Origin of the sequence: Nostocoides sp., assembly GCF_037045025.1 — a bacterium.
Taxonomy (GTDB): domain Bacteria; phylum Actinomycetota; class Actinomycetes; order Actinomycetales; family Dermatophilaceae; genus Nostocoides_A.
Map to the genome: position 1 here is coordinate 61,024 of NZ_JBAOHM010000018.1, position 22,551 is coordinate 83,574.

The 22,551-nt window shown below is 70.5% G+C and carries 24 protein-coding genes and 1 other RNA gene; 20 read left to right on the top strand and 5 right to left on the bottom strand.

What is annotated here, in order from left to right; genetic code table 11:
- Positions 1 to 4: 4 nt before the first annotated feature.
- The 5 genes from ftsE to V9G19_RS25480 all read left to right on the top strand — a co-directional run bounded on the left by ftsE (position 5) and on the right by V9G19_RS25480 (position 5,532).
- On the top strand, positions 5 to 796 hold the full coding sequence (ftsE, locus tag V9G19_RS25460) for a cell division ATP-binding protein FtsE (protein WP_462288186.1): 792 nt from the start codon (positions 5 to 7) through the stop codon (positions 794 to 796).
- A 2-nt stretch (positions 797 to 798) separates the two neighbouring features.
- Positions 799 to 1,704: a permease-like cell division protein FtsX gene (gene ftsX, locus V9G19_RS25465; RefSeq protein WP_462288187.1), complete on the top strand. Its 906-nt coding sequence runs from the start codon at positions 799 to 801 to the stop codon at positions 1,702 to 1,704.
- Positions 1,705 to 1,774: 70 nt separating this feature from the next.
- Positions 1,775 to 3,097: a peptidoglycan DD-metalloendopeptidase family protein gene (locus V9G19_RS25470; protein ID WP_462288188.1), complete on the top strand. Its 1,323-nt coding sequence runs from the start codon at positions 1,775 to 1,777 to the stop codon at positions 3,095 to 3,097.
- Positions 3,098 to 3,100: 3 nt separating this feature from the next.
- Positions 3,101 to 3,586 (top strand): SsrA-binding protein SmpB, encoded by a 486-nt coding sequence (smpB, locus tag V9G19_RS25475; protein ID WP_462288189.1) that lies wholly within the window; start codon positions 3,101 to 3,103, stop codon positions 3,584 to 3,586.
- 47 nt (positions 3,587 to 3,633) lie between these two features.
- Positions 3,634 to 5,532 carry a DUF2207 domain-containing protein gene (locus V9G19_RS25480; RefSeq protein ID WP_462288190.1) on the top strand — a complete coding sequence of 633 codons (1,899 nt, stop codon included), beginning with the start codon at positions 3,634 to 3,636 and terminating at the stop codon, positions 5,530 to 5,532.
- 11 nt (positions 5,533 to 5,543) lie between these two features.
- On the opposite strand, the gene V9G19_RS25485 is transcribed toward V9G19_RS25480, so the two are convergent.
- Positions 5,544 to 6,305 carry a hypothetical protein gene (locus V9G19_RS25485; protein WP_462288191.1) on the bottom strand — a complete coding sequence of 254 codons (762 nt, stop codon included), beginning with the start codon at positions 6,303 to 6,305 and terminating at the stop codon, positions 5,544 to 5,546.
- Between the two features lie 218 nt (positions 6,306 to 6,523).
- Here V9G19_RS25485 and ssrA point away from each other — a divergent pair.
- Positions 6,524 to 6,914, top strand: a transfer-messenger RNA (tmRNA) gene (ssrA, locus tag V9G19_RS25490).
- Between the two features lie 66 nt (positions 6,915 to 6,980).
- Here the strand turns inward: ssrA and V9G19_RS25495 are convergent.
- Together V9G19_RS25495 and V9G19_RS25500 are read right to left on the bottom strand one after the other, a co-directional pair.
- A complete protein-coding gene (locus V9G19_RS25495) occupies positions 6,981 to 7,595 on the bottom strand; it encodes a hypothetical protein (protein WP_462288192.1) in 615 nt (204 codons plus the stop codon).
- Positions 7,596 to 7,602: 7 nt separating this feature from the next.
- Positions 7,603 to 8,235: an SIMPL domain-containing protein gene (locus tag V9G19_RS25500; RefSeq protein ID WP_462288193.1), complete on the bottom strand. Its 633-nt coding sequence runs from the start codon at positions 8,233 to 8,235 to the stop codon at positions 7,603 to 7,605.
- A gap of 76 nt (positions 8,236 to 8,311) precedes the next feature.
- On the opposite strand from V9G19_RS25500, the gene V9G19_RS25505 reads away from it, so the two are divergent.
- From V9G19_RS25505 to V9G19_RS25515, 3 genes are read left to right on the top strand one after another with little or no spacing between them, the layout of a single operon-like run.
- Positions 8,312 to 8,671, top strand: coding sequence for a VanZ family protein (locus V9G19_RS25505; protein WP_462288194.1), 360 nt, complete (start codon positions 8,312 to 8,314; stop codon positions 8,669 to 8,671).
- Between the two features lie 4 nt (positions 8,672 to 8,675).
- Entirely contained in the window at positions 8,676 to 9,239 is a 564-nt protein-coding gene (locus V9G19_RS25510) for a YqgE/AlgH family protein (protein ID WP_462288195.1), read from the top strand.
- A 46-nt stretch (positions 9,240 to 9,285) separates the two neighbouring features.
- The gene (locus V9G19_RS25515; protein ID WP_462288196.1) at positions 9,286 to 10,737 is read left to right on the top strand and encodes an IS1634 family transposase; all 1,452 of its coding nucleotides are present in this window, start codon (positions 9,286 to 9,288) and stop codon (positions 10,735 to 10,737) included.
- 295 nt (positions 10,738 to 11,032) lie between these two features.
- On the opposite strand, the gene V9G19_RS25520 is transcribed toward V9G19_RS25515, so the two are convergent.
- On the bottom strand, positions 11,033 to 11,791 hold the full coding sequence (locus V9G19_RS25520; RefSeq protein WP_462288197.1) for an ABC transporter permease: 759 nt from the start codon (positions 11,789 to 11,791) through the stop codon (positions 11,033 to 11,035).
- 385 nt (positions 11,792 to 12,176) lie between these two features.
- Between V9G19_RS25520 and rplS the strand changes: the two genes are divergently transcribed.
- The 11 genes from rplS to V9G19_RS25575 all read left to right on the top strand — a co-directional run bounded on the left by rplS (position 12,177) and on the right by V9G19_RS25575 (position 21,791).
- Positions 12,177 to 12,536, top strand: a complete 360-nt coding sequence (gene rplS, locus V9G19_RS25525) for a 50S ribosomal protein L19 (protein WP_462288198.1) — start codon at positions 12,177 to 12,179, stop codon at positions 12,534 to 12,536.
- 82 nt (positions 12,537 to 12,618) lie between these two features.
- Entirely contained in the window at positions 12,619 to 13,311 is a 693-nt protein-coding gene (lepB, locus tag V9G19_RS25530) for a signal peptidase I (protein ID WP_462288199.1), read from the top strand.
- Positions 13,308 to 14,150 carry a signal peptidase I gene (gene lepB / locus V9G19_RS25535; RefSeq protein WP_462288200.1) on the top strand — a complete coding sequence of 281 codons (843 nt, stop codon included), beginning with the start codon at positions 13,308 to 13,310 and terminating at the stop codon, positions 14,148 to 14,150. Before lepB (V9G19_RS25530) ends, lepB (V9G19_RS25535) begins: the two co-directional genes overlap by 4 nt.
- Positions 14,147 to 14,992, top strand: coding sequence for a ribonuclease HII (locus V9G19_RS25540; RefSeq protein WP_462288201.1), 846 nt, complete (start codon positions 14,147 to 14,149; stop codon positions 14,990 to 14,992). The genes lepB (V9G19_RS25535) and V9G19_RS25540 overlap by 4 nt, the downstream gene beginning before the upstream one ends.
- Positions 14,989 to 15,300, top strand: a complete 312-nt coding sequence (locus V9G19_RS25545) for a DUF2469 domain-containing protein (protein WP_462288202.1) — start codon at positions 14,989 to 14,991, stop codon at positions 15,298 to 15,300. Before V9G19_RS25540 ends, V9G19_RS25545 begins: the two co-directional genes overlap by 4 nt.
- 193 nt (positions 15,301 to 15,493) lie before the next feature.
- Positions 15,494 to 15,874 carry a YraN family protein gene (locus V9G19_RS25550; RefSeq protein ID WP_462288203.1) on the top strand — a complete coding sequence of 127 codons (381 nt, stop codon included), beginning with the start codon at positions 15,494 to 15,496 and terminating at the stop codon, positions 15,872 to 15,874.
- Positions 15,871 to 17,412, top strand: coding sequence for a YifB family Mg chelatase-like AAA ATPase (locus V9G19_RS25555; RefSeq protein ID WP_462288204.1), 1,542 nt, complete (start codon positions 15,871 to 15,873; stop codon positions 17,410 to 17,412). The genes V9G19_RS25550 and V9G19_RS25555 overlap by 4 nt, the downstream gene beginning before the upstream one ends.
- Complete coding sequence (dprA, locus tag V9G19_RS25560) at positions 17,409 to 18,554, top strand: DNA-processing protein DprA (RefSeq protein WP_462288205.1); 1,146 nt, start codon at positions 17,409 to 17,411, stop codon at positions 18,552 to 18,554. Before V9G19_RS25555 ends, dprA begins: the two co-directional genes overlap by 4 nt.
- Before the next feature lie 162 nt (positions 18,555 to 18,716).
- Entirely contained in the window at positions 18,717 to 19,748 is a 1,032-nt protein-coding gene (locus V9G19_RS25565; RefSeq protein WP_462288206.1) for a tyrosine recombinase XerC, read from the top strand.
- Positions 19,723 to 20,574 carry a DUF3152 domain-containing protein gene (locus V9G19_RS25570; protein WP_462288207.1) on the top strand — a complete coding sequence of 284 codons (852 nt, stop codon included), beginning with the start codon at positions 19,723 to 19,725 and terminating at the stop codon, positions 20,572 to 20,574. The genes V9G19_RS25565 and V9G19_RS25570 overlap by 26 nt, the downstream gene beginning before the upstream one ends.
- A 32-nt stretch (positions 20,575 to 20,606) precedes the next feature.
- Entirely contained in the window at positions 20,607 to 21,791 is a 1,185-nt protein-coding gene (locus V9G19_RS25575) for a pyridoxal phosphate-dependent aminotransferase (protein ID WP_462288208.1), read from the top strand.
- A gap of 143 nt (positions 21,792 to 21,934) precedes the next feature.
- Here the strand turns inward: V9G19_RS25575 and V9G19_RS25580 are convergent, their stop codons facing one another.
- Positions 21,935 to 22,513: a peptidoglycan DD-metalloendopeptidase family protein gene (locus V9G19_RS25580; protein WP_462288209.1), complete on the bottom strand. Its 579-nt coding sequence runs from the start codon at positions 22,511 to 22,513 to the stop codon at positions 21,935 to 21,937.
- Positions 22,514 to 22,551: the final 38 nt, after the last annotated feature.

The following is a 22,551-nucleotide window of genomic DNA, read 5'->3' on the forward strand; positions in this document are numbered from 1 at the left end:
CACGATGATCCGCTTCGAGAATGTCACCAAGACCTACCCGAGGGGCACCCGGCCCGCCCTGGACGATGTCACCCTCGAGATCGAGCGTGGCCAGTTCGTCTTCCTCGTCGGACCCTCGGGCTCGGGCAAGTCGACGGTGCTGCGCCTGGTCATCCGCGAGGAACCGACGACGACGGGAAGCGTCCTGGTGGCGGGGCACGACCTGGGTGTGCTGCCGCCGCGCAAGGTGCCTCGGCTGCGCCGCCAGATTGGGACCGTCTTCCAGGACTTCCGGCTGCTGCCCAACAAGACCGTCGCCCAGAACGTCGCCTTCGCGCTGCAGGTGCTCGGCAAGCCCAACCGGCTGATCCGCACGCTGGTGCCCGAGACGCTCGAGATGGTCGGTTTGCAGGGCAAGGGCCGCCGGATGCCGCATCAGCTCTCCGGCGGTGAGCAGCAGCGCGTCGCGATCGCCCGCGCCGTCGTCAACAAACCGATCCTGCTGCTCGCCGACGAGCCCACCGGAAACCTGGACCCGGCGACCAGCCTGGACATCGTGCGCCTGCTCGCGACGATCAACGCCGCCGGGACCACGGTCTTGATGGCCACCCACGACAATGTCATCGTCGATGAGTTCCGGCGCCGGGTCGTCGAACTCGACGACGGCAAGGTGGTCCGCGACGACGCGCAGGGCCTTTACATCCCCAAGGCCGAGGCTCCCACGGCCGCGCCGCAGCCGGAGCGGGACCCCGACGACCTGTGGACCGATCCCGACGAGGGCGATTGGGCCGACGAAGTCGTCAAGGGGGAGGACTGACCATGCGGCTGCGTTTCCTCCTGGGGGATGTGTGGGTCGGGTTGCGGCGCAATCTGTCCATGGCCATCTCGGTCATCCTCGTCACGATGGTTTCCCTTTATCTGCTCGGGTTGGGCCTGCTGGCGCAGCGGCAAGCCGATGCGATGAAGGGCTATTGGTATGACCGGGTGCAGGTCTCGATCTTCCTGTGCAGCAAGGTCAGCCTGCAAGACAACTGCACCAGCCCGGTCACCGAGGATCAGAAGGAGACGATCAGGGCCCAGCTGGACGACATGAAGCCGCTGGTCAAGCAGGTCTTCTTCGAATCCGAGCAGGAGGCCTACGACCGGTTCAGCGAGCAGTTCAAGAACACCCCTCTCGTCGGCAACATCAAGGTCGGCGATATCCCGTCCAGCTACCGGGTCCAACTCTCCGACCCGACCCGCTTCGAGGTCGTCGGCAGCGCGTTCGAGAACGCGCCCGGGGTGGCGACCGTCCAAGACCAGCAGAAGGTGCTCAAGAAGTTTTTCACGGTGATCAACTTCGTGACGCTCTTCGCGGTCATCGTTGCCGCGCTCATGGTGCTGTGCGCGACCTTGCTCATGGCGACCACGATCCGGCAGGCGGCGTTCAGCCGGCGACGCGAGATCGGCATCATGCGCCTGGTCGGCGCCTCGAACTTCGCCATCCGCACGCCGTTCATCCTCGAGGTGCTGATTGCTGCCGTCATCGGTGCCGCCCTGGCAATCGGGATGCTGTGGACCACCGTGCACTTCATCTTCAACCGCTACCTCAACACGATCGTCAAGAACCAGGCGCTGATCTCGGCCACCGACGTGCTCGCGGTCGCGCCCTATCTGCTCGGGGGCGTGATCCTGTTGGCCGTCCTCACCTCGACGGTCACGCTGTGGCGCTATCTGCGGATCTGACCCAGGCCATGACGGCGACACGCGCCCGAACGGGTGTATTCGGGCGGTAAGGCGCCTATCCTGGGCCGCGATGAATCCCACTGGACACTTCCGGCGCAGCCGGCTCGCGAGCACCGGCGCGCTCCTTGCCGTGCTCGGCGCGACGACGCTCGCCGGTGCGGCGCACGCCGATCTCGACGACGAGAAGCAGCAGGTCGGCCGGCAACTGAAGGCCACCGCCCAGCGGCTGGCCGATGCCCAGGACGACCTGGACGACACCTCGGCGGCGCTGAAAGCGGCATACGAGACCCTGGGGGAGACCCGGGCGCGGCTGCCCGGTGCCCAGAATGCCGTGGCGCAGGCGCGCGCCGCCGCGCTGCTCGCCGAGCAGCGCAACGAGCAGGCGATCGCCGATTTGGAGCTGGCCAAGGCCGAGCAGGAGCAGGCCGAGCGGGAGCTGGCCGACACCACTGCGCGGATCCGCGACACGCGCGCGACCGTGGCTGCCTTTGCGGCCAACCTCTATCAGGAGCAGGGGCTCGGCGAGTGGTCGGCGGCGCTGTCCGCCGGGGGCGCGCAGGACTTCGCCGACCGGATGGCGATGGCCGACACGGTCGCCGAGGTCCAGACCGATGCCCTGGGATCGCTCAACACCTCGGCCGCCGACCTCGCCGCGCAGCGCGAGCGGCTGACCGCCACCCGCCGTCAGGTGGCTGCCGCGCAGGCCGCGACCGAGATCGCCCTGGGTGAGGCGAGGTCGAGCCAGGCCACGGCGGAGCAGGCCGAGCGCGACCTCGAATCGCTGATCGCCACCCAGGAGGTGGCGGCTGCCGACCTCGACGCCGAGCGCCGCAAGGAGAAGACCCGGATCGCCGGGCTGCAATCCGACTCCGATGCGCTCACCGCCAAGCTCGCCAAGATTGGCCGGCAGCAAAAGGCCGCCGAGCAGGCAACCCCCAAACCGTCCTCTCCGAAGACCCCGCCGGGCACGAACCCGCCACCGAGCACGAACCCCAGCGGCGGCGGGTTCTTGTCGGCGCCCTCCTCGGGCTGGGTGTCCTCGGAGTTCGGGCTGCGCTTTCACCCGATCCTGCACTACTGGCGATTGCACAGCGGCCGCGACTATGCCGCCGCGTGCGGCACCCCGATCTATGCCGCCGCGCCCGGCTCGGTCGTCTCGGCCGGCTGGGGCGGCGGCTACGGCAACCAGGTCGTCCTCTCCCACGGCATTCAACGTGGCGTCTCGTTGGCAACGACCTACAACCACATGAGCCGCATCGTCGCCTACAGCGGCTCGCTCACCCGCGGCCAACTCGTCGGGTATGTCGGCACGACCGGCCTGTCGACCGGCTGCCACCTGCATTTCGAGACCCGCGAGAACGGCACCCCGGTCGACCCGCGCCGCTGGTTGTAGCCGATGGCAAAGACCAAACGCCCCGGCGACGGGCGCACGCTGATCGCCAGCAACCGCAAGGCCCGCCACGATTACCACATCGAGGCGACCTATGAGGCGGGCATCGCTCTGCAGGGCACTGAGGTCAAGGCGCTGCGCCTGGGCCGCGCCTCGCTGACCGACGGGTATGCCGCCTTCGACGCCGGCGAGCTCTGGCTCGAGGCCGTGCACATCCCCGAATACACCCAGGGCACGTGGACCAACCACACCCCGCGCCGGCGCCGCAAGCTGCTGCTCAACCGGGCCGAGCTGGACAAGCTGCGGGCCGCCACCCGCGAATCGGGCAAGACGATCGTGCCCCTGTCCCTTTATTTCAAGGACGGTCGCGCCAAGGTCGAGATCGCCCTGGCCAAAGGCAAGAAGGACTACGACAAGCGGCAGGCGCTGCGCGAGCGGCAGGACGATCGCGAAACCGCCCGGGCGTTGCACTCCCGCGGCCGGGACGACTGATGCACCGGGCGCAGCGGCACCGGACGTCCACGGCCAGGCGAGGCGCGGTGCGCCTGCTTGCGGCCGTTGGCTTGGTGTTGGCCTGGGCGCTCGCCGCGGCCGGGCCGGCGTCCGCGGCCGAGCAGGAGCAGATCGCCGACTACCGGGTGAGCATCGAGCTCGACCGGGACGGCTCGGCCCGGATCGAGGAGCGGATCACCCAGGTCTTCCCCGACGGCCAGGAGCGGCACGGGATCACCCGCGACATCCGGGTGCGTGCCGGCTATCGTGACCGCGAGGACGTCTATCGCTACTTCCAACTGAGCCAGTTGTCGGTCAGTTCACAGACCGGGGCGCCGACCGATGTCCGCCAGGACGACTACGGCGCCTATGTCCACCTGCGGATCGGCTCTCCCGACGAGACGGTGACCGGGCGGCAGACCTATGTCATCTCCTACCGGCTGGCGCACATCGTCAACGAGATCGACACCGAGCGGGCCGAGTTCGTGCACGACATCGTCGGTGCGGCCAACGAGCAGAGCTATGGTTCGATCTCGGCGAGCGTCACCTCGCCGGGGGAGGTCCGCCAGGTCGGCTGCAACTTCGGCGCGACCGGCTCGGACTCGTTGTGCACGGCCGAACTCGGCAACCCGGCCCGGTTCTCGCACAACGACCTCCAGCCGGGCCAGGCCATGACCGTGGCGGTCTCGGCCGACCGCTCCGCCTTCGGCGATTTGGCTCCCGACCTGGTCGAGGGGTCGACGGGCAGCGAGGGGACCGAGACCGTGCCCCCCGCCCAGGAGCGGCTACTCGGCCGTCTCTTTGCCGGGGTCGGCCTGTTCATCCCAGTGCTCGCCGCCGCCGGGATGGCCGTGTTGGTCTGGTCCCGCGGGCGCGACGAGGCGTATGCCGGGCTGACCCCGGGCCTGACCCCGGGCGTAGGGGAGCAAACGCACACCGTCCGGCAGGCTCGCCCGGCGACGGTAGCCGTCCAGTTCACCCCGCCCGCGGGGGTGCAACCCGGCATGGTCGGCACCCTGATCGACGAGGAGGCCAACACCGTCGATGTGACGGCCACCATCCTCGATCTGGCCGTGCGCGGCTTCTTGACGATCACCGAGACCGACAAGAGCTTCGGGCGCACCGATTGGATCCTCACCCTGACCCAGCCCCCGTCCGGCTCGGTGATGAGCGAATACGAGCAGATGCTGCTCACCGCCCTCTTCTCCCGCGGCACCGAGGTGCGCCTGAGCGAGCTGAAAAACACCTTCGCCCAGACCCTCGCCCGCGTCAAAGGAGCGATGTACGCCGAGGTGGTGCGCCGCGGCTGGTTCCGGCAGTCGCCGCAGTCGCAGCGCAACACCTGGACCGGGCTCGGCAACGGGGTCGCGGTGATCGGCTTCTTTGCGATCTTCTTCCTGCGCGGTAGCGGCGGCAACCCGATCTCGGGTATGCCGCTGAGCGGCGCCACGATTTTGGGTGCCGGCCTGATCGTCGCGGGTCTGCTGATCCGGGTGATGGGCCGGCGAATGGCCGCGCGCACCGCCGACGGCAGCGCGGTCCTCGCCCAGGCACTCGGGTTCCGGCAATATCTGGTGACGGCCGAGGCCAACCAGATCCGGTTCGAGGAAGCGCAGCAGATCTTCTCCCGCTACCTGCCCTACGCGATCGTCTTCGGTGTGGCCGACAAGTGGGCCCACACGTTCGAGGAGGTCGCGGCTGCCGCCGCGGCCGCGGGCGTGACCATTCCCCCGCCGATCTGGTACTACGGCCCGACCTGGGGCTCGGGCGGCTTCTTCGACTCCGTGGCCTCGGGTGCCGACTCGTTCTCGACCCAGGCCGCCGGCACCTTCATCTCCACGCCCGGCTCCTCCGGGACGAGCGTCTTCGACGGTGGTGGCGGTTTCGGTGGCGGAGGCGGCTTCTCCGGCGGCGGCGGCTCGGGCTCCTCCGGTGGCACCTGGTAGCTGCGCCGGGCTCAGTAACCCCAGGCGTTCGGAATGAAGCTCATGTCCTCGCCCGGGCCGACCAGCCGGTCCCACGGGATCGTGTATTCGACGACGCCGGCGGCGCAGGCGTAGGCCTGGCACATCCCCACGGCGATGTGCATGCCCGCCCGGGCGGGATACATCGAGACTTGCGACCGGTCCACGGCGGGATAGGCGCCATGGGGGGCCCACGCGTTCAGTTCGCGCTCGAAGTTCCAATTGGGGCCGCCGGCCGTCTGCATCTCGACAAGCATGCCGTCCGTGGTGACCACCGAGCCGGTCTTGGGGTTGAGGATGTCGTAGGTCTTGAGCGAGATGCCGTGGGCGCCACCGAGATCGGCGTAGGCGTCGCCCTGCAGCACGATCAAGCCGGGGATGTTCACAATCGTCCGGTTGGTGCGCTCGAAGCTGCCGAGCGGGCCAGGGCCTCCGGCGACGGTGTCCCAGGCGCGCTTCCACGTGGTCAGCTGTGCCGCGGCGTTGACGCGCACCGAGGTGACGAAGCCAGGAACACCTGCGGTCTGCGGGCACAGGGCGACGCCGGCAACCGACTGTGTCCGGATCGGTGCCTGCTTGTAGGTGCCCGTCCGTGGGGTGAACGTGAATCGCGCGGCGGGAGAGCAGCCCCGTTCCGCCGTCGACAGAACTGGCGCGGTGACGGCTGTCGGCTGGTCGGCGACGGCTACACCGGCCAGTGCCGGGGCGGCCGCTGCGGCAGCCACGAGCGTGGAGGCGAGCGCGAGGAGCGGCATACGTCGAAGTGGCATCTCTGAATCCCCTTCTATGGCAAGTGATTCCACGTCTTCGTGGTCCATGACTCAGACGGCGCGGACGGACGAAAGGTTGGTCACGGGTTGATCACGGTCACGCCCCGGGAATGGGACTTGGACCGGGGGCGTTGACCTGGCAAACTGGTTCGACGGCCCAATGGGCCGATTGACAACTCCACAGCGATGGGTCGGCCCCTCTCGGGGGTGATCGGTTTCGACATTGTCCGGTCAGCCAGGGGAAGCGGGTCGAGGATGCACGGTTATCTCGTCAACGCTCCGTGCAAACCAATAGGTGCCAATTCCAAGCGCACCGACTTCGCCCTCGCCGCCTGAGCGAGCCCGAAGTCCGTTGGCCTAAGCACGATCTCGGCTTAGTCACCAGCGTCATCTAGAGATCTAGCCGCGTCGCCATGTCGGGGGACGGCGCGGGACACCAACTCGACTGGGCCTGTCAGGGGACGTGTGCGCGCGCGCCCTGGGGCCGAGAAAGTCCTGGATTCCTGCTGTCGCAGGGGTCCTTAGCGCACTGCACCCGGAGAAGTCCTGGTTCGCCGTCAGTGGACGCGGGTTCGATTCCCGCCACCTCCACCGGAGCTCGCTCGCCGCGAGCGCCGGGGCCGGCCCATCGTGGTGGAGGCTGTGGCCATCGACCGATGCTCAGCGGGTCAGCACGAAGTGATCGCCCGCCGGGCGAAACCCCACCCGCGCATAATGCGGCGCCACCATCTCCCGCGGGCTCCTGACCTCGCGCCAGCCTTGCTGCTCCATCAAATCGCTCGTCTGCCAGAGGAATCGGCCCGGGGTGAAGTCGCGATAGGGGGGCGTGACGTAGTCGAGGTCAATCTGCGCCACGCCTTCGCCGAGGTCACGCACCACGACCAGGCCGGCGGTCTCCTCGCCGCGCTGGATAAGGAAACAGGCCCGCGGCCCATCCGCGTGCGCGCGGAACCCGGGGAAGAACCGGGCGATGTCACCCGCCTGAGTCGCGAGGAAGTGCCGCACGTAGGCCTCGTCCTCGCGGACGGGCAGCACGGCATACCCGCCAGTCGCGGAGCGGCTCTGTCGCCCGAGCTTGGCGATGAACCACACATTGATGCCGGCGAGCACGGCGTTCATCGCGACCATCGGCCAGACCCGGATGCCGGCGTTGAAGCCGAGCAGGATCACGGTGGCGATCAGGTTGAGGACCCGCAACCGCAGGATCCGGGTCTGCATGACCGAGACGACCAGCAGCGCCGAGCCCAGCCAGCCGAGCGCATCGAGCAGCGACATCCGTGGGTCAGGCCCAGGCCCAGCGCACCACGACGGTCGCCGTGACGCTGTTCTCGCCGGCCTCGACCGACATGTCCGCCGCCTCGGCCTTCATCGCGTAGCCGGCCGCCTGGCGCGCGCTGCCGAATGGTTGAGTCGGTCCGGACGGCGTGTCGACGACGAAGAGCACCGGGCCGAGTTCCCGCCCGGCCAAGGCGGCGAACTGGCGAGCCTTGTCGTGGGCGTTGGCGAACGCGGCGGCGCGGGCCTGCTCCAACAGGCCCGTCGGATCGTCAAGCAGCAGAGCGATATTGTCGAGCGTCAGGCGATTCCCGGCGACGCTCGAAAAGGCCGAGATCAGCCCACCGACCCGGTCGCGGTCACGCACTCGCAGGCGCAGCGACTGCGACGCGACATAGCCGACGACACCGACGCCTTCCTTGTCGTATTGCGGGTAGACGCTCGCCCCGGTCGTTTGCAGGTCGCGTGCGGCCACGCCGCCCTCCTTCGCCGCGTCGATGATTCCTCCCATCGCGGCGTCCGCCTCGCTCAGCGCGCTCGCTACGCTCTTGCCGGGGCAGCGCACCCCGAGATCGAGAGCCACCACGTCGGGGGCGGCGCTGGCGCTGCCGGTCCCGGTCATCTCCACGAACGCGTCCATGCCCGGAGGGTAGTCTGTCGCGGCGCGTTGCCGGCCCGGGATGCCCGCGCGCCAGATCACGACATCCGGAGGAGCCATGGACCGCCCGCGGCGAACGCGGCTCCTGCTCGGCCTGTTTGTGTTGTCGTTGCTGCTGAGCGCCCTGCTGCTCTTCCTGCCCGGCCCGGGCGGCAATCCCCATTTCCCCCACGAGGACAAGGTCGTGCACGCCACCATCTTTGGGCTGCCGACGGCACTCGGACTGCTCGCCGGGCTCCGGGCGCACCTGCTGATCCCCGCCCTGCTCGCGTATGCCGCCGCGAGCGAGGTCATCCAGGGCGCCTTCCTCCCGACTCGGTCGGGGTCGGTGCGCGACGGGCTCGCCGATCTGGCCGGGATCACGCTGGGAGTGGTCGTGGTGGCAATGGTGCGGGGCGGGCGGCATACGAGAGAATGAGCGTATGGACGCGCCGGCCAACCTCACCGGTCGCCTGCTCGTGGCGACGCCGGAGATCGGCGACGGCGTCTTCCGGCGCAGCGTCGTCCTGGTGCTGCACCACGGCGACGACGGCGCCCAGGGCATCATCCTCAACCGGCCCCTGGAGGCCGAGGTCGACGCCGTGCTTCCGCGGTGGGGGCGGCTGGCGGTCGGGGGTCCGCAGGTCTACTACGGCGGCCCGGTGCAGACCGACTCCGCCCTCGGTGTGGTCTCGCTGCCGGGGGGCGCGCTGGAGCCGAACGGCATCAAGCGGCTGTATGACGAGGTGGCGCTCGTCGACCTCGAGGCCGATCCGGACGACGTCGGGTTGCACATCCAGGGAATGCGGGTCTTCGTCGGCTACGCCGGCTGGTCGCCCGGGCAGCTCGAGAACGAGATCGCCACGGGCAGTTGGTATGTCGTCGACCGCGTCGCCGGGGACGCGCTCGCGCTCGACGCGGAGCGGCTGTGGCGCCTGGTGCTGGCCCGGCAGTTCGGGCCGCTCTCGCTGCTGGCCACCTTCCCCGACGACCCGTCGCTGAACTAGCGGAGCATGACTGGAGCGCCAGCCGCCCGGTGCCTAGAACCTGGCGATGGGGCTGATCATCGCCCGAGTGCTGGCACCCGGCTCGAAGCTGGCGACCATCTCCTGGTGGGCCGACACCACCCTGGGCGTCGACCTCGACCTGGCCGGTGCCTCCACCGACGAGGTCTACGCGGCGATGGACTGGCTACTCGGGCGCCAGGACGCGATCGAGAAGCAGCTGGCCCGGCGCCACCTGGCCGCCGACGCCAACCCCGCCCGGATGGCGCTGTTCGACCTATCGTCCTCGTGGATGGAAGGCAGCCACTGCCCACTGGCCCGGCGCGGCTACTCCCGCGACGGGAAGAAGAACCGCACCCAGATCGAGTACGGGCTGCTGACCGACCCGGCCGGTCGCCCGGTCGCGATCCGGGTCTTCCCCGGCAACACCGCCGACCCCACCGCGTTCATCGAGGCCGTCACCCTGGTGCGGGACACCTTCAAACTCACCGAGATGGTCATGGTCGGCGACCGCGGCATGATCACCACCGCCCGGATCACCGCGATCCGCCACACCAACACCGACCCGGCCACCCGAGCCGACCTCGGCTGGATCACCGCGCTCCGCGCCCCCGCGATCAAAACCCTTGCCGCCGAGGGCGGCCCGCTTCAACCAACCCTGTTCGATGAACACAACCTGGCCGAAATCAGCCACCCCGACTACCCCGGGGAACGGCTGATCGCCTGCCGCAACCCGTTCCTGGCCACCGAACGCGCCCGCAAACGCGAGGACCTGCTCACCGCCACCGAAACCGCCCTGGCCCCCACCCAGCGAGCAGTGGCCGAGGGCCGGCTAGCCGGCGCCGACACGATCGGCCTGCGGGTCGGCAAACTCCTCAACAAATACCGGATGGCCAAACACTTCGACCTGACCATCACCGACACCACCGTGGTGATCACCCGCAAAACCAGCCAGATCGCCGCCGAAGCCGCCCTCGACGGCATCTACGTGCTACGCACCCCAACGCCCGCCGAGACCCTCACCCCCGCCAGCATCGTCCAGGCCTACAAAAACCTCGCCCACGTCGAACGCGACTTCCGCAGCATCAAAGCCACCGACCTCGACCTGCGCCCGATCTACCACCGCCTCGAAGACCGCGTCCGCGCCCACGTCCTGATTGTGATGCTCGCCGCCTACCTGACCTGGCACCTACGCGCCACCCTAGCCCCCCTGACCTACACCGACGAACACCCGCCAACACCCGCCGACCCGGTCGCCCCCGCCCACCGCTCCCCAGCCGCGGACCGCAAAGCCTCCCGACACACCGACGACCACGACCAGCCCGTGCGGTCCTTCCCGGCCCTGCTCAAACACCTCGCCACCCTGACCCGCAACGACCTGCGCTACGGCACCGACCACACCACACCCCTCGTGCCCACCCTGGCCGAACCCACCCCCACCCAACGCCACACCTTCGCCCTCCTAAACGCCCCCATCCCCCTAACCATCAACGGCAAGTAGACAGAACCACCAACACCCAAACCAGCGAACCCCCTGCCCAGCAGGGGGTTCGCCACGTCAACCAGCCGTAACTTCGGGTTAGTGCCCGGCGTCGTCGTCGCCGCCGCCCCCCAACCGCGCTGAGGTCGGTTCTTTCGCCGCCACTTTTCGCCGCCGCCGCCCAACCGCGCCGAGGTCGTCATTTCTTGCCGAAGTCGTACTACCGGTAGTACGACCTCAGCAAACAGCGCAGACCTCGGCGCAACGGGCACGGGTATCAGCGCAGACCTCAGCGCAATGGGCACGGGGTAGGGGGTCAGGGGGTGAGCGAGGCCTTGAGGTCGGCGGGCAACAGGCGGGTGGCGCAGATCAGCCGCTCGGCGACCACCGCGGTGATCGTCTGCGCCGCCATGATGCCCATCAGCACGAGAACCTGCGCCGCCGCGGCCTGGGCCGGGCTGCCGCCGCCGAGCAGCACGCCGATGAACGCGCCGGGCAGGGTGACGACGCCGGCGGTGCGGACCTGGTCGAGACCGGGGATGAGCGCCTCGGGGATGTGCCGGTGGACGATCTCGCCGATCGCCTGGCGCCGGGTGAAGGCGAGGGCGAGCCAGGCGTCATACAGTTCCCGCTCCTCCCGCAGGGCGGCGAAGGCGCGGCGGCAGGCCAGCGTGTGGCCATTCATCGTGTTGCCCATCAAGATGCCGAGGACGGGGATCAGGGCGATGCCGGTCGGCGGAATCGTGCGGGTCGCCAGGATCACCGCAACCACCGGAAGCAGCCCGCACAGGATCGCCAGCGTCGCCCACGGCCACGCTCCCGGGGCGTCGATCCGGCGGACCGTCGTCAGCACCGCAACGGCAAACATGAACGCCAGGACGGCGAGCGAGGCCGCCAGGCTCTTGATGACCGAGGTGATGACGAACGCCGCGATGCCGAGTTGGACGATCGCGCGGGCGGCCGCGACGAGGGTGGCGAGGGGCGCGGGGAGGCGGCCGACGGCATACGCGCCGAGGGTGAGCAGCAGCAGCGCGACGACGGCGATCGCGACCGACCACCCGGGGTTGATCGTCACGTCCCAACGCTAGCCTCGCGGGTCGCGATCTGAAGAAGCGCTGAAGCCCGCCATCGAGAGGACCCTGTCGGCACGGGTTTCGGCCTCAGGCGTGCCGGGAAGCTCCTTTCGAAGGGGCGTGTCCCGCCGATGACCGCCGCTCGAGGACGCCCCACCACGCCGTACCAGACGGGCCGCGGACACCAGCGTTTCGCACAGGGTTGCGAGCGCGTCGGCGCCGATTTCACGCACGGGTCCGGCTCTGGCAAGATTGACCCTTGGCGTTCCACCACCGACGGGCCCCTGCCACAGGGGGAGCGAGCATGATCGCGCGGCCGGCGGAGCGGCATACGACATTCAGATCACCACGGTGGCGACCTGTGGCGCCACGAGAAAGCGACCTGCCATGCAGCGTTTCGACCAGATCGACCAGGCCTCCCTCAAGGAGGACCTACCCGCCTTCCGCGCCGGCGACACCGTCAAGGTGCACGTGAAGGTCATCGAAGGCAACCGCTCTCGCATCCAGGTCTTCCAGGGCGTCGTGATCCGCCGCCACGGTGGCGGCGTCGCCGAGACGTTCACCGTCCGCAAGATCTCCTTCGGCGTCGGGGTGGAGCGGACCTTCCCGCTGCACACGCCGATCATCGACAAGATCGAGGTCGTCACCCGCGGTGACGTGCGCCGCGCCAAGCTGTACTACCTGCGCGACCTGCGCGGCAAGGCGGCCCGCATCCGCGAACGCCGCGAGACCCCGGCCGGACACTGAACAGCCGGGAACTGAACAACCAGGCCGACCCCGGACCGGCTTCGACAAGCTTGCCAGGAACGCGGGTTAGGCTGCTTCCCCTATGACCACGGCGCCACCACCCTCCGCGGCCGGTGCCACCGGTGCCGCCTCGGGCACCCCCAGCCGGCGGCGCAAGCCGTGGCCGGTCTGGGTCCACCTGGTGCTCGCGCTCGTGCTCGTGGCGCTCCTGCGCAACTTCGTCGCCCAGTCCTTCTATGTCCCTTCCGGGTCGATGATCCCCACCCTGCAGGTCGGTGACCGGATCATCGTCAACAAGCTCGACCACAGCATCGAGCGCGGAGACGTCGTCGTCTTCGACGGCACCGACACCTTCGGCGGCAACCCCACGACCCGCTTCGACTCCGGTGTCGGCAAGGTCGTTGCGGTGGTAGCCCGGGTTTTCGGGATCAATGTCGACGAAAAGGACTACGTCAAGCGGGTTGTCGGGCTCGGCGGTGAGCGGGTCGCCTGCTGCGATGCGCAGGGACGGATCACGATCAACGGCTCCCCGCTGGCCGAGCCCTATCTCGCCCCTGGTGTCGAGCCGAGCACGACGGAATTTGACGTGCAGGTCCCCAGCGGGCGGCTCTTCCTGCTCGGTGACAATCGCGAGAACTCGGCCGACTCCCGCGCCCATCTCGGTGACCCCGGCGGTGGCATGGTTCCCGTCGAGGACGTCATCGGGCCGCCGCTGGTGCGGTATTGGCCCCTCGACCGGCTCGGCGGCCCGTCGGCGACAGTGGGTGGGCGATGAGCGTCGAGCCCGACGACGACCAACAGCGCTCGGCCCCGCCCGAGGAAGACCCGGAGGCGCCCGCAGCCACAGCCGCCGGCGCCGACGCTCCTGACGTCACCCGTGCGGACGCTGGTGAGGGCGCAGCTGAGGACAAGCCGCCCGCCTCCGCGTGGTGGCGCACGTTTGGCGCCCTCCGTGAATTCGTCACCGTGGCCGCGATCGCCATCGTCTTGTCCTTCCTCGTCAAAACCTTTCTCGTCCAGCCGTTCTTCATCCCCTCAGAGTCGATGGAGAACACCCTCGTGCGCGGCGACCGGGTGATCGTCAGCAAGCTGACGCCGAGCCCGATCGACCTCAAACGGGGCGACATCGTTGTTTTCGCCGACCCCGGAGACTGGCTGGCACCGACCGAGCAGACCGATCGCGGCGCTGTTCTCAACGCCATTCGCTCGGGGCTGACCTTTGTCGGGCTGCTGCCGGACAGCTCGGAGGGCCACCTGATCAAGCGGCTGATCGGGCTTCCCGGTGACCAGGTTTCCTGCTGCGACAGCAAGGGTCGCCTTGAGGTGAACGGCAAGGCGATCGACGAGCCCTACATCAAGCTGGGCGAGGAGCCGAGTGACATCGAGTTCGACATCACCGTGCCGGCCGGCAAGATCTGGGTGATGGGCGACAATCGCGGTCACTCCAGCGACTCGCGGCTGCACGACCCGAGCGCTGACGGCAGCGACGGCTCGGTGCCGGAGGACCTGGTCGTGGGCCGAGCGGTCGCGACGATCTGGCCACTGAACCGCATCAGCTGGCTGAGCAACTACGACGCCACCTTCGCCGACGTCCCGCCGCGGCCCGAGGAATGACGACCTCCCCGCCGCGCAAACCGTCGCTGCGGGTCGAGCGTGCCCTGCAGCGCGACGGCTTTCCCGTGCTGGCCGGTATGGACGAGGTCGGCCGGGGCGCGCTCGCCGGGCCGGTCAGCGTCGGCGTCGTCGTCATCGACCCGACCTGCCGCTCCGCCCCGACGGGAGTCAAGGACTCCAAGCTCCTCGCTCCCGCCGCCCGGGCCCGGCTCGTGCCGCGCATCCAACGGTGGTCGCTTGCGTATGCCGTCGGGCACGCCTGGCCCGCCGAGATCGACGCGATCGGCATCATCGCCGCTCTCCGGCTGGCCGGGCGACGCGCGCTCGCCCAGCTGCCGCTCACCCCGGACCTGGTCATCCTCGACGGCAATCACGACTGGCTGACCGATCCGATGGAGGTCGGCCTGCTCGCGTTGACGCGCGTGACGTCGTCCCCGGCGGTGACCACGATGATCAAGGCCGACCGGAAATGCTCTTCGGTCGCGTCCGCGAGCGTGCTCGCCAAGGTCACCCGAGACCGGCTCATGGTCGGTTATGCCGACGTGCACGCCGCCTATGGCTGGGCCGACAACAAGGGGTATGCCGCTCCCGAGCACCTCGCCGCCCTCGGCGCTCACGGGCCGTGCCCGATGCACCGGCGCTCCTGGCAACTGCCGGGTCGGGTCGATGGCGTGGGTCTGGTCGATGCCGCGGGCCTGGTGAGCCCGACGGGTCTGGTGAGCCCTGTGGGCGAGTGCGCGAGCGGTGATAGCGGCATCGGCGACGACCCGGCCAGTGATAGCAATAATTACTGCCTCGGCCCGCCGGTCGACGGCCTCCAGCACGAAGGATCCTTCCGATGAGCACCGAAGACCTCGAGAAGTACGAGACCGAGATGGAGCTCGCGCTCTATCGCGAGTATCGCGATGTCGTCGGGCTGTTCAGCCACGTCGTCGAAACCGAGCGGCGCTTCTATCTCGCCAACGGCGTGGATGTGCAGGTTCGCGGCGAGGGGGCCGAGGTCTATTTCGAGGTGACGATGACCGACGCGTGGGTGTGGGACATCTATCGTCCGGCCCGGTTCGCGAAGTCGGTGCGGGTGATCACCTTCAAGGACGTCAACGTCGAAGAACTCGCCAAGCCAGACCTCGAGGTGCCCAAGGGGCTGTGATCCGGGCCTGTGATCCGATCGGTGTGATCCGGCCCTGTTATCCGGGCGGTGTAATCCGGGCGGTCCCACGGTTGTCCACAGGGCCGGCGGTCCAGCCTTCGCAGTTGTGCACAGGCTCAGCCAGTGATCCTGGCGCTCGCGGCCCGTGGTGGCGCACCCTTGACCTCAGCTAACTCGGCAGGGGGTGCGGGGGATGACGGTGACGCCACCGTGGGGGACGACGCGCCAATCGGTGGGCGCGTTCGGTGAGGAGATGGCTAGCCGCTATCTCGCCGGGCTCGGCTGGCAGGTGGTGGAGCGCAACTGGCGCTGCCCGTCCGGCGAGATCGATATCGTCGCCATCGACGGGCCTGAGCTGGTGATCTGCGAGGTCAAGACCCGCCGCGGCCTGGGCCTGGGGGATCCCGTGGAGGCAGTCACCCCGCCCAAGCACCGGCGGCTGCGGCAACTGGCCGGAGCGTGGCTGCAGGGCCACCCGGCCGAGCGTGGCCGCCCGATGCGCATCGATGTCATCGGGGTGGTCCTCGAAGCCACGGGCGGGCGCGTCCACCACGTGCGCGGGGTGATCCCGTGATCCTCGGCAGCGCAACGAGCATCGCCCTGCATGGGCTGGAGGGCTATGCGATCCGGGTCGAGGCCCAGCTGACCAACGCCCTTCCCGCACTGATCGTCAGTGGTTTGCCCGATGCGGCCTGCCGGCAGGCCCCCGAGCGGGTGCGGGCGGCCTGCTCCTCGGCGGGCGCACCCTTGCCGACCAAGAAGATCGTCGTCAACCTCTCGCCGGCGTCGGTGCCCAAGTCCGGAACGGGCTTCGACCTGGCGATCGCCTGTGCGATCCTCGCCGCCGGTGAGGTCCTCTCCGCGCGCCTGTGCGCGGCGGTGGTCCACCTTGGCGAGCTGGGCCTCGACGGGTCGGTGCGCGCGATCAGCGGGGTCTTGCCGGCGCTGAGCTGCGCGGTCAAGGAGGGGGTGACCGATGCGGTCGTGCCCGTGGCCAACGCCGCCGAGGCGGCTCTGGTCGAGGGGCTGCGCATCCATCCGGTCGCCGGACTGCCCGAGGTGATCGGCTGCTACCGCGAGTTCGGCGCGCCCGAGCGGTGGCCGATGCCCGAGTTGCCCCGGGCGAGCGCGGTCGCGGGGCGTTCGGTCCCCGACCTGGCCGACCTCGCCGGCCAGAGCGAGGCCCGGGCGGCGGTCGAGCTGGCCGCCGCGGGCGGGCATCACCTGATGTTGATGGGGCCACCGGGGTCCGGCAAGACGATGCTCGCCGAGCGTCTGGTCGGGGTGGTGCCCCCGCTGTCCGTGGAGGGTGCGCTGGAAGTGTTGGCGCTGCGCTCGCTCAAGGGCGAGACCCGCTCCGGCGCCGGGCTCGACCTCACGCCGCCGTTCGTCGCGCCCCACCACGGCAGCTCCCTCGCGGCCATGGTCGGCGGCGGATCCGCACCGATCCGGCCGGGCGCGGTGTCGATGGCCCATCGCGGCGTGCTCTTCCTCGACGAGGCTCCCGAGTTCCGCATCGATGTGCTCCAGGCCCTGCGTCAGCCGCTGGAGAGCGGCTCGGTCACGATCGCCCGGGCCCGCGACACGGTGACCTTCCCCGCCCGCTTCCAGCTCGTCCTGGCCGCCAACCCGTGCCCGTGCGGACTGGGCTCGGGCAAGGCCCTCCAGTGCTCGTGCACGCCGATGCGCAGACGCGCGTATGCCGCCCGCCTGCGCGGCCCGCTGCTCGACCGCGTCGACCTGCAGGTGCACGTCCCGGCGGTGCGCCGCTCGCGCACCCTGACCGTCGCCGGCGAGTCGAGTGCCGCGGTCGCCGCACGGGTGACCACGGCGCGCCGGGTGGCTGCCGAGCGGTGGCGTGCCCACGGGTGGGAGCGCAACGCCGATGTGCCCGGCCCCGCCTTGCGGCTGGGGCCGCACGCCTTGTCCCGCGCCGTGACCGCCGGCCTGGACCGGGCGCTTGAGGCGGGTCGGCTGACCCTGCGGGGCTATGACCGCACTCTGCGGCTTGCCTGGACCCAGGCCGACCTGGTCGGTCATGGATCGCCCACGGCCGAGGACGTCGGTATGGCGCTGGCCCTGCGGACCAGCGAGCAGTTGGGCGTGGCATGAGTGCCGGGCCGGTGGCGAGCCGCATCGCGGTGGCGGCTGCCCTGGACGAGCGGAGCGCCCGCATCCTGCTCGCGCGGCTGGCCGAGCCGGGCGATAAGGCCGTGGCCGCCGAGCTCGACCGGATCGGCTATGTCCGGGTCATCGAGGAGATGGCTGCCGGGTCCGGCGCACTCGACCGGTTGCGGCCGCGGTTGGCCCGGCTGCGCCGGGGGGAGGAGTGGATCGATGACCGGCACATCGCCGAGCGCCTCGGCGCCCGCATCCTCACCCCCGCCGACGCCGAGTGGCCGGCCGGCCTGAACGACCTGGAGCAGCCGCCACACTGCCTCTGGGTGCGCGGCAGCGCTGCCCTGGCCGCGGTTTGTCGGCGCAGCGTTGCCGTGGTCGGGTCGCGGACCGCCACGGCATACGGCGTCGACCGCTCCGGCGAGATCGCGGCGGGCCTGAGCGAGCGGGGCTTCACGATCGTCTCCGGGGCCGCGTTCGGGATCGACGCGGCCGCCCACCGGGGCGCGTTGGCGGCCGAGGGAGTGACGATCGCCGTCCTGGCCTGCGGCATCGACCGCGCCTATCCCGCCGCGCACGCCACGCTGCTTGCCGAGATCGCTCGCGCCGGTGCAGTCGTGACCGAGCTGCCCCCCGGCTCGGCGCCCTTCCGGGGCCGTTTCCTGCAGCGCAACCGGCTGATCGCCGCGATGACTCGCGGGGTCATCGTCGTCGAGGCCGCCCTGCGCTCCGGGTCGCTGGCGACGGCCGGGAGCGCGATCACGCTCGGCCGACCGGTCGGTGCCGTGCCCGGGCCGGTCACGTCCATGGCCAGCGCCGGCTGTCACCAGTGGATCCGCGACCAAAAGGCGATGCTGGTGACCGATTCCGCCGAGGCGGCCGACCTGGTCGGTGACCTCGGCCGGGACGCCGCCGAAGCGCCGCGCGGGGAGGACGTCGCCAGCGACGTCCTGCCGCCCGAGCAGTGGGCGGTATGGGAGGTCCTGCCGTTGCGGCATGCCGCATCCGTGGAGGCGATCGCCGAGCGGTGCGCGCGGGAGCCGGCCGCCGTCCGGGCCGCACTCGGGTCGCTGGAGCTCGCCGGCCTGGCAGCGCGCGTGGAGGGGCGGTGGCGCCGGCCAAGCAAGGTGGGTTAGGGCGCGGCCTGGCGCTTGTCGGGGTCCCCGCAGCGCGTCGGAGTTGGGTCCCACGCTCGGCGTGGGCACCTGCGAGCGCAGAACCTTGTGGGGTGACTAAGTGGGCTCGCCGTCACCGCGTGGCGCCTTGATCCCGGCCCCGGTTTTTGCGACTCTGACCCCGTGCCTCGCCACGACGACTCGACGTGCGCGACGATCCCCCTTCCCGGCGAGTCGATCGAGGTCATCGCCGCCTTCGGGGCGCATCTGCGCCTCGAGCGCGGCCGGTCGGCGAACACCGTCCGCGCCTACACCCAGGACCTGAACGCCTTGGCCGCGTTCTTGTCCGGGCCGTCCCGGACGGTGACGAGTTCCCGTGCCGCGACGAGCAGCGCTGACGGAGGAGACAGCCGTGACAGCGCTGACGGCGGTGACAGCGACCGGACGCTGTTGGGGGCCGAGCTGGCCGACCTGCGTGCCTGGCTCGGGGCGCTGTCCCGTGCCGGCCTCGCCCGCTCCACGCTGGCACGGCGATCGGCGAGCGTGCGCACCTTCTACGCGTGGGCGCGTCGCACCGGCCTGATCGAGCGGGACCCGGCGCAGCGCCTGGTCGCGGCCCGCACCTCCCGCCGCCTGCCGGCGATCGTGACCACGGGCCAGGCGGGCGCGGCGCTCGAGGCGGCCGCGGTGGCCGCCGATGACGGGGATCCGCTCGCGATGCGGGACCGGGCGATGGTCGAGCTGCTTTATGCCAGCGGCATCCGGGTGGGGGAGTTGACCGCGCTCGACGTCGACGATCTCGACTGCACCCAGGGCCTGGTCCGGGTGCTGGGCAAGGGCGCCAAGGAGCGGATCGTCCCCGTCGGGCGACCGGCGTGCTCCGCCGCGCAGGACTGGCTCCACACGGGGCGCCCGTCGCTGGTGGGCGAACGCTCCGGCGCCGCGCTCTTTCTCGGGTCGCGCGGCGGGCGCATCGATCCGCGCGAGGTGCGCCGGGTCGTCCACCGCAGCATCGCCCGGGTTCCCGACGCACCCGATCTCGCGCCGCACGGCCTGCGGCATTCGGCCGCGACGCATGTGCTCGATGGGGGCGCCGATCTGCGTATGGTGCAGGAGTTACTCGGTCATCGATCGTTGGCGACCACCCAGCTGTACACGCACGTCTCGATCGAACGGTTGAAGGAGTCGTATGTCCGCGCCCACCCACGCGCCTGAGCGACGCCCGATGCCGCCGGACCTTCCGCCGCGACGACCGATGAGCCCGCAGCGCCGGCGCCGGCTGCGCCGCACCCTGATCCTGGGGGGCCTCGGCTTCCTGCTATTGGCATGGGTGCTCAGCCGGGTCTTCGGGGGCGACGGCACGGCCAGTGCGGCCGACGCGGCGGGCGGGCCCGCCGGTGCCGCCAGCGCCACCGGGGCGGCCAGTCCGAGCGCGTCGTCGGCGAGCGCCTCGGCGTCAAGCAGCGCGACCCCGGGGAGCGACCCGACCACGGTGCCACAACAAGGCGACGGCAAGCTGACCATGGTCACCGTCCCGGGCACGGACACGACCCGCACCGGCAAGACGATCACCTTCGGGGTCGACGTCGAGGGCGGACTCGGGATCGACGCGGCCGGTTTCGCCTCCCAAGTGCGCACCATCCTCAGCGACGAACGGGGCTGGGAGGTCGCGGACGGCGTCCACTTCGTCGCGCTCGACCCCGCCAAGCGCGCCGCCGGCGCGACCCCCGACGTGCGCGTGACGCTGGCGAGCCCGGCGCTCACCGACCAGCTGTGCGCCCCCCTGCAGACGCTGGGGAAGGTGTCCTGCAATCGCCACGGCCGGGCGGTCATCAACGCGATGCGCTGGGCCTCGGGCGTGGAGTTCTACACCGACCTCGGCCTGTATCGCATCTATCTGATCAACCACGAGGTCGGCCACGGCCTGTCGCACCCGCACCAGAACTGCCCGACTCCGGGGGCGAAGGCACCGATCATGCTGCAACAGACCCTCGGCCTGGAGGGCTGCCAGCCCTGGCCCTATCCGACCACCGGCGGCTGACGATGTCCCCGGCCTCCGGGTCCAGGTCAACCATGACCGCGCCTTCCCCGGGACGGCGCCCCGCCGGCCATCCGGCCCTGGCGGCCTTCGGGACGACGATCTTCGCGGAGATGTCGGCGCTCGCGCTCGCCACTGACTCGATCAACCTCGGCCAGGGATTCCCGGACACCGACGGGCCGGCCGAGGTGCTGGCCGCGGCCAAGGAGGCGATCGACTCCGGCCGCAACCAGTACCCACCCGGACCCGGGGTGCCCGAACTGCTGCAGGCCATCGCCGCCCACCAACACCGCTTCTATGGCCTCGCGCTCGACCCGGCGACGGAGATCCTGGTCACGGTCGGGGCGACCGAGGCGATCGCGGCCACCGTCCTGGCGCTGTGCGGCCCGGGCGACGAAGTGGTCACCTTCGAGCCCTACTACGACTCGTATGCCGCGACGATCGCCCTCGCGGGCGCCACCCGGCGCACCAGCGTGCTGCGTTTCCCCGACTTCGCGGTCGATGAGGCCTCGCTCCGTGCGGCCTTCTCCGAGCGCACGCGAATGGTGCTGCTCAACACGCCGCACAACCCCACCGGCAAGGTCTTCACCCGCGCCGAGATCGACCTTGTCGCCACCCTGGCGCGCGAGCACGACGCCTGGGTGGTCACCGACGAGGTCTACGAGCACCTGACCTTTGGCGCCGAGCACATCCCGATGGCCACGCTGCCCGGGATGGCCGAGCGCACGCTGACGATCAGCTCCGGCGGCAAGACGTTCTCGACGACCGGGTGGAAGGTCGGCTGGGTCAGCGGCCCCGCCGCGGCGGTGGCGGCCGTCCGCGGCGTCAAACAGTTCCTCACCTATGTCGGCTCCGGCCCGTTCCAGCCGGCGATCGCCCGCGGACTCGGGCTGGCCGACGCCACGTTCAGCACGCTCGCCGACTCCTTGCGCGACAAGCGCGATCTGCTCGTTTCCGGCCTGACCGAGGCCGGGCTACGCGTAAGCGTGCCCGACGGCACCTATTTCGTCATCGCCGATGTCGCCGACCTGGGCGTCACCGACGCGCTCGCCTTCTGCCGCGACCTGCCGCACCGGGTCGGAGTCGTGGGAGTGCCGGTCTCGGTCTTCCACGACGACCCGGACGCCGGACGCAGCCTGGTTCGCTTCGCCTTCTGCAAACGCGACGAGGTGCTCGCCGAGGCGGTCACCCGGATGGCCCGCCTCCGCACGATCGCGTGAGCTGACCGGCAGTCCCGAGCGGGCCCCTTAGCCAACTGGCGCTCCCGAGCCGACGGATTGACGAACTTGAAGCTGCCCCGTTTGCCCGGATCCCGCCCGTTCGCCCGGCGCCCCGCGCGCCCGGATCGCCCCGTGCGCCCGGATCACCCCGTGGGCAGCAGCACGATCTCGACCGAGGCCAGCAGGAACCGCGGATCGAAGTAGTTCCACGCACCGGCGCTGTCGCGGCGCAGCCCACCGAGGTGCAGGCACGCAATCGGCGCGCAGTGGCTTCCCGCGCTCGCTAGCGTGCCCAGCGGCGAGCCGCGGGCGACCTGCTGCCCGACGACGACCGTGATGTCGACCGGCTCGTAGGTGCTCTTGATGTCGCCGGCGTGCAGCACGCTGACCGTGCCACGCCCGGCCAGGATGCTCGCGTGCGTGACGACGCCGTCGTCCACTGCGGTGACGGGCACCTCTCCACCACCGCCCGCCGGGGCCAGGTCGACGCCGCGGTGGCCGGCGTTCCACGGCTGCGGCGGCGGATCGAAGGGGTGCACGACCCGCGGGATCGGCGGCAGCGGCCACGCCCACACCGGCCCGCTGCGCGCGGCATCACCCCCCGCGGGCCGTGCACCCGCCGCCGGGGCACCGAGGGGAGGGGTCTCGCCGGCGGCGTCACCCGCGACACCAGCGATCGTGCCCAAGAGAACGAGGGCGGCGAGTGCGGATGCTGCGGTCATGCCTCCACCTTCCCCGCCTCATGGACCGATGCCAAGCC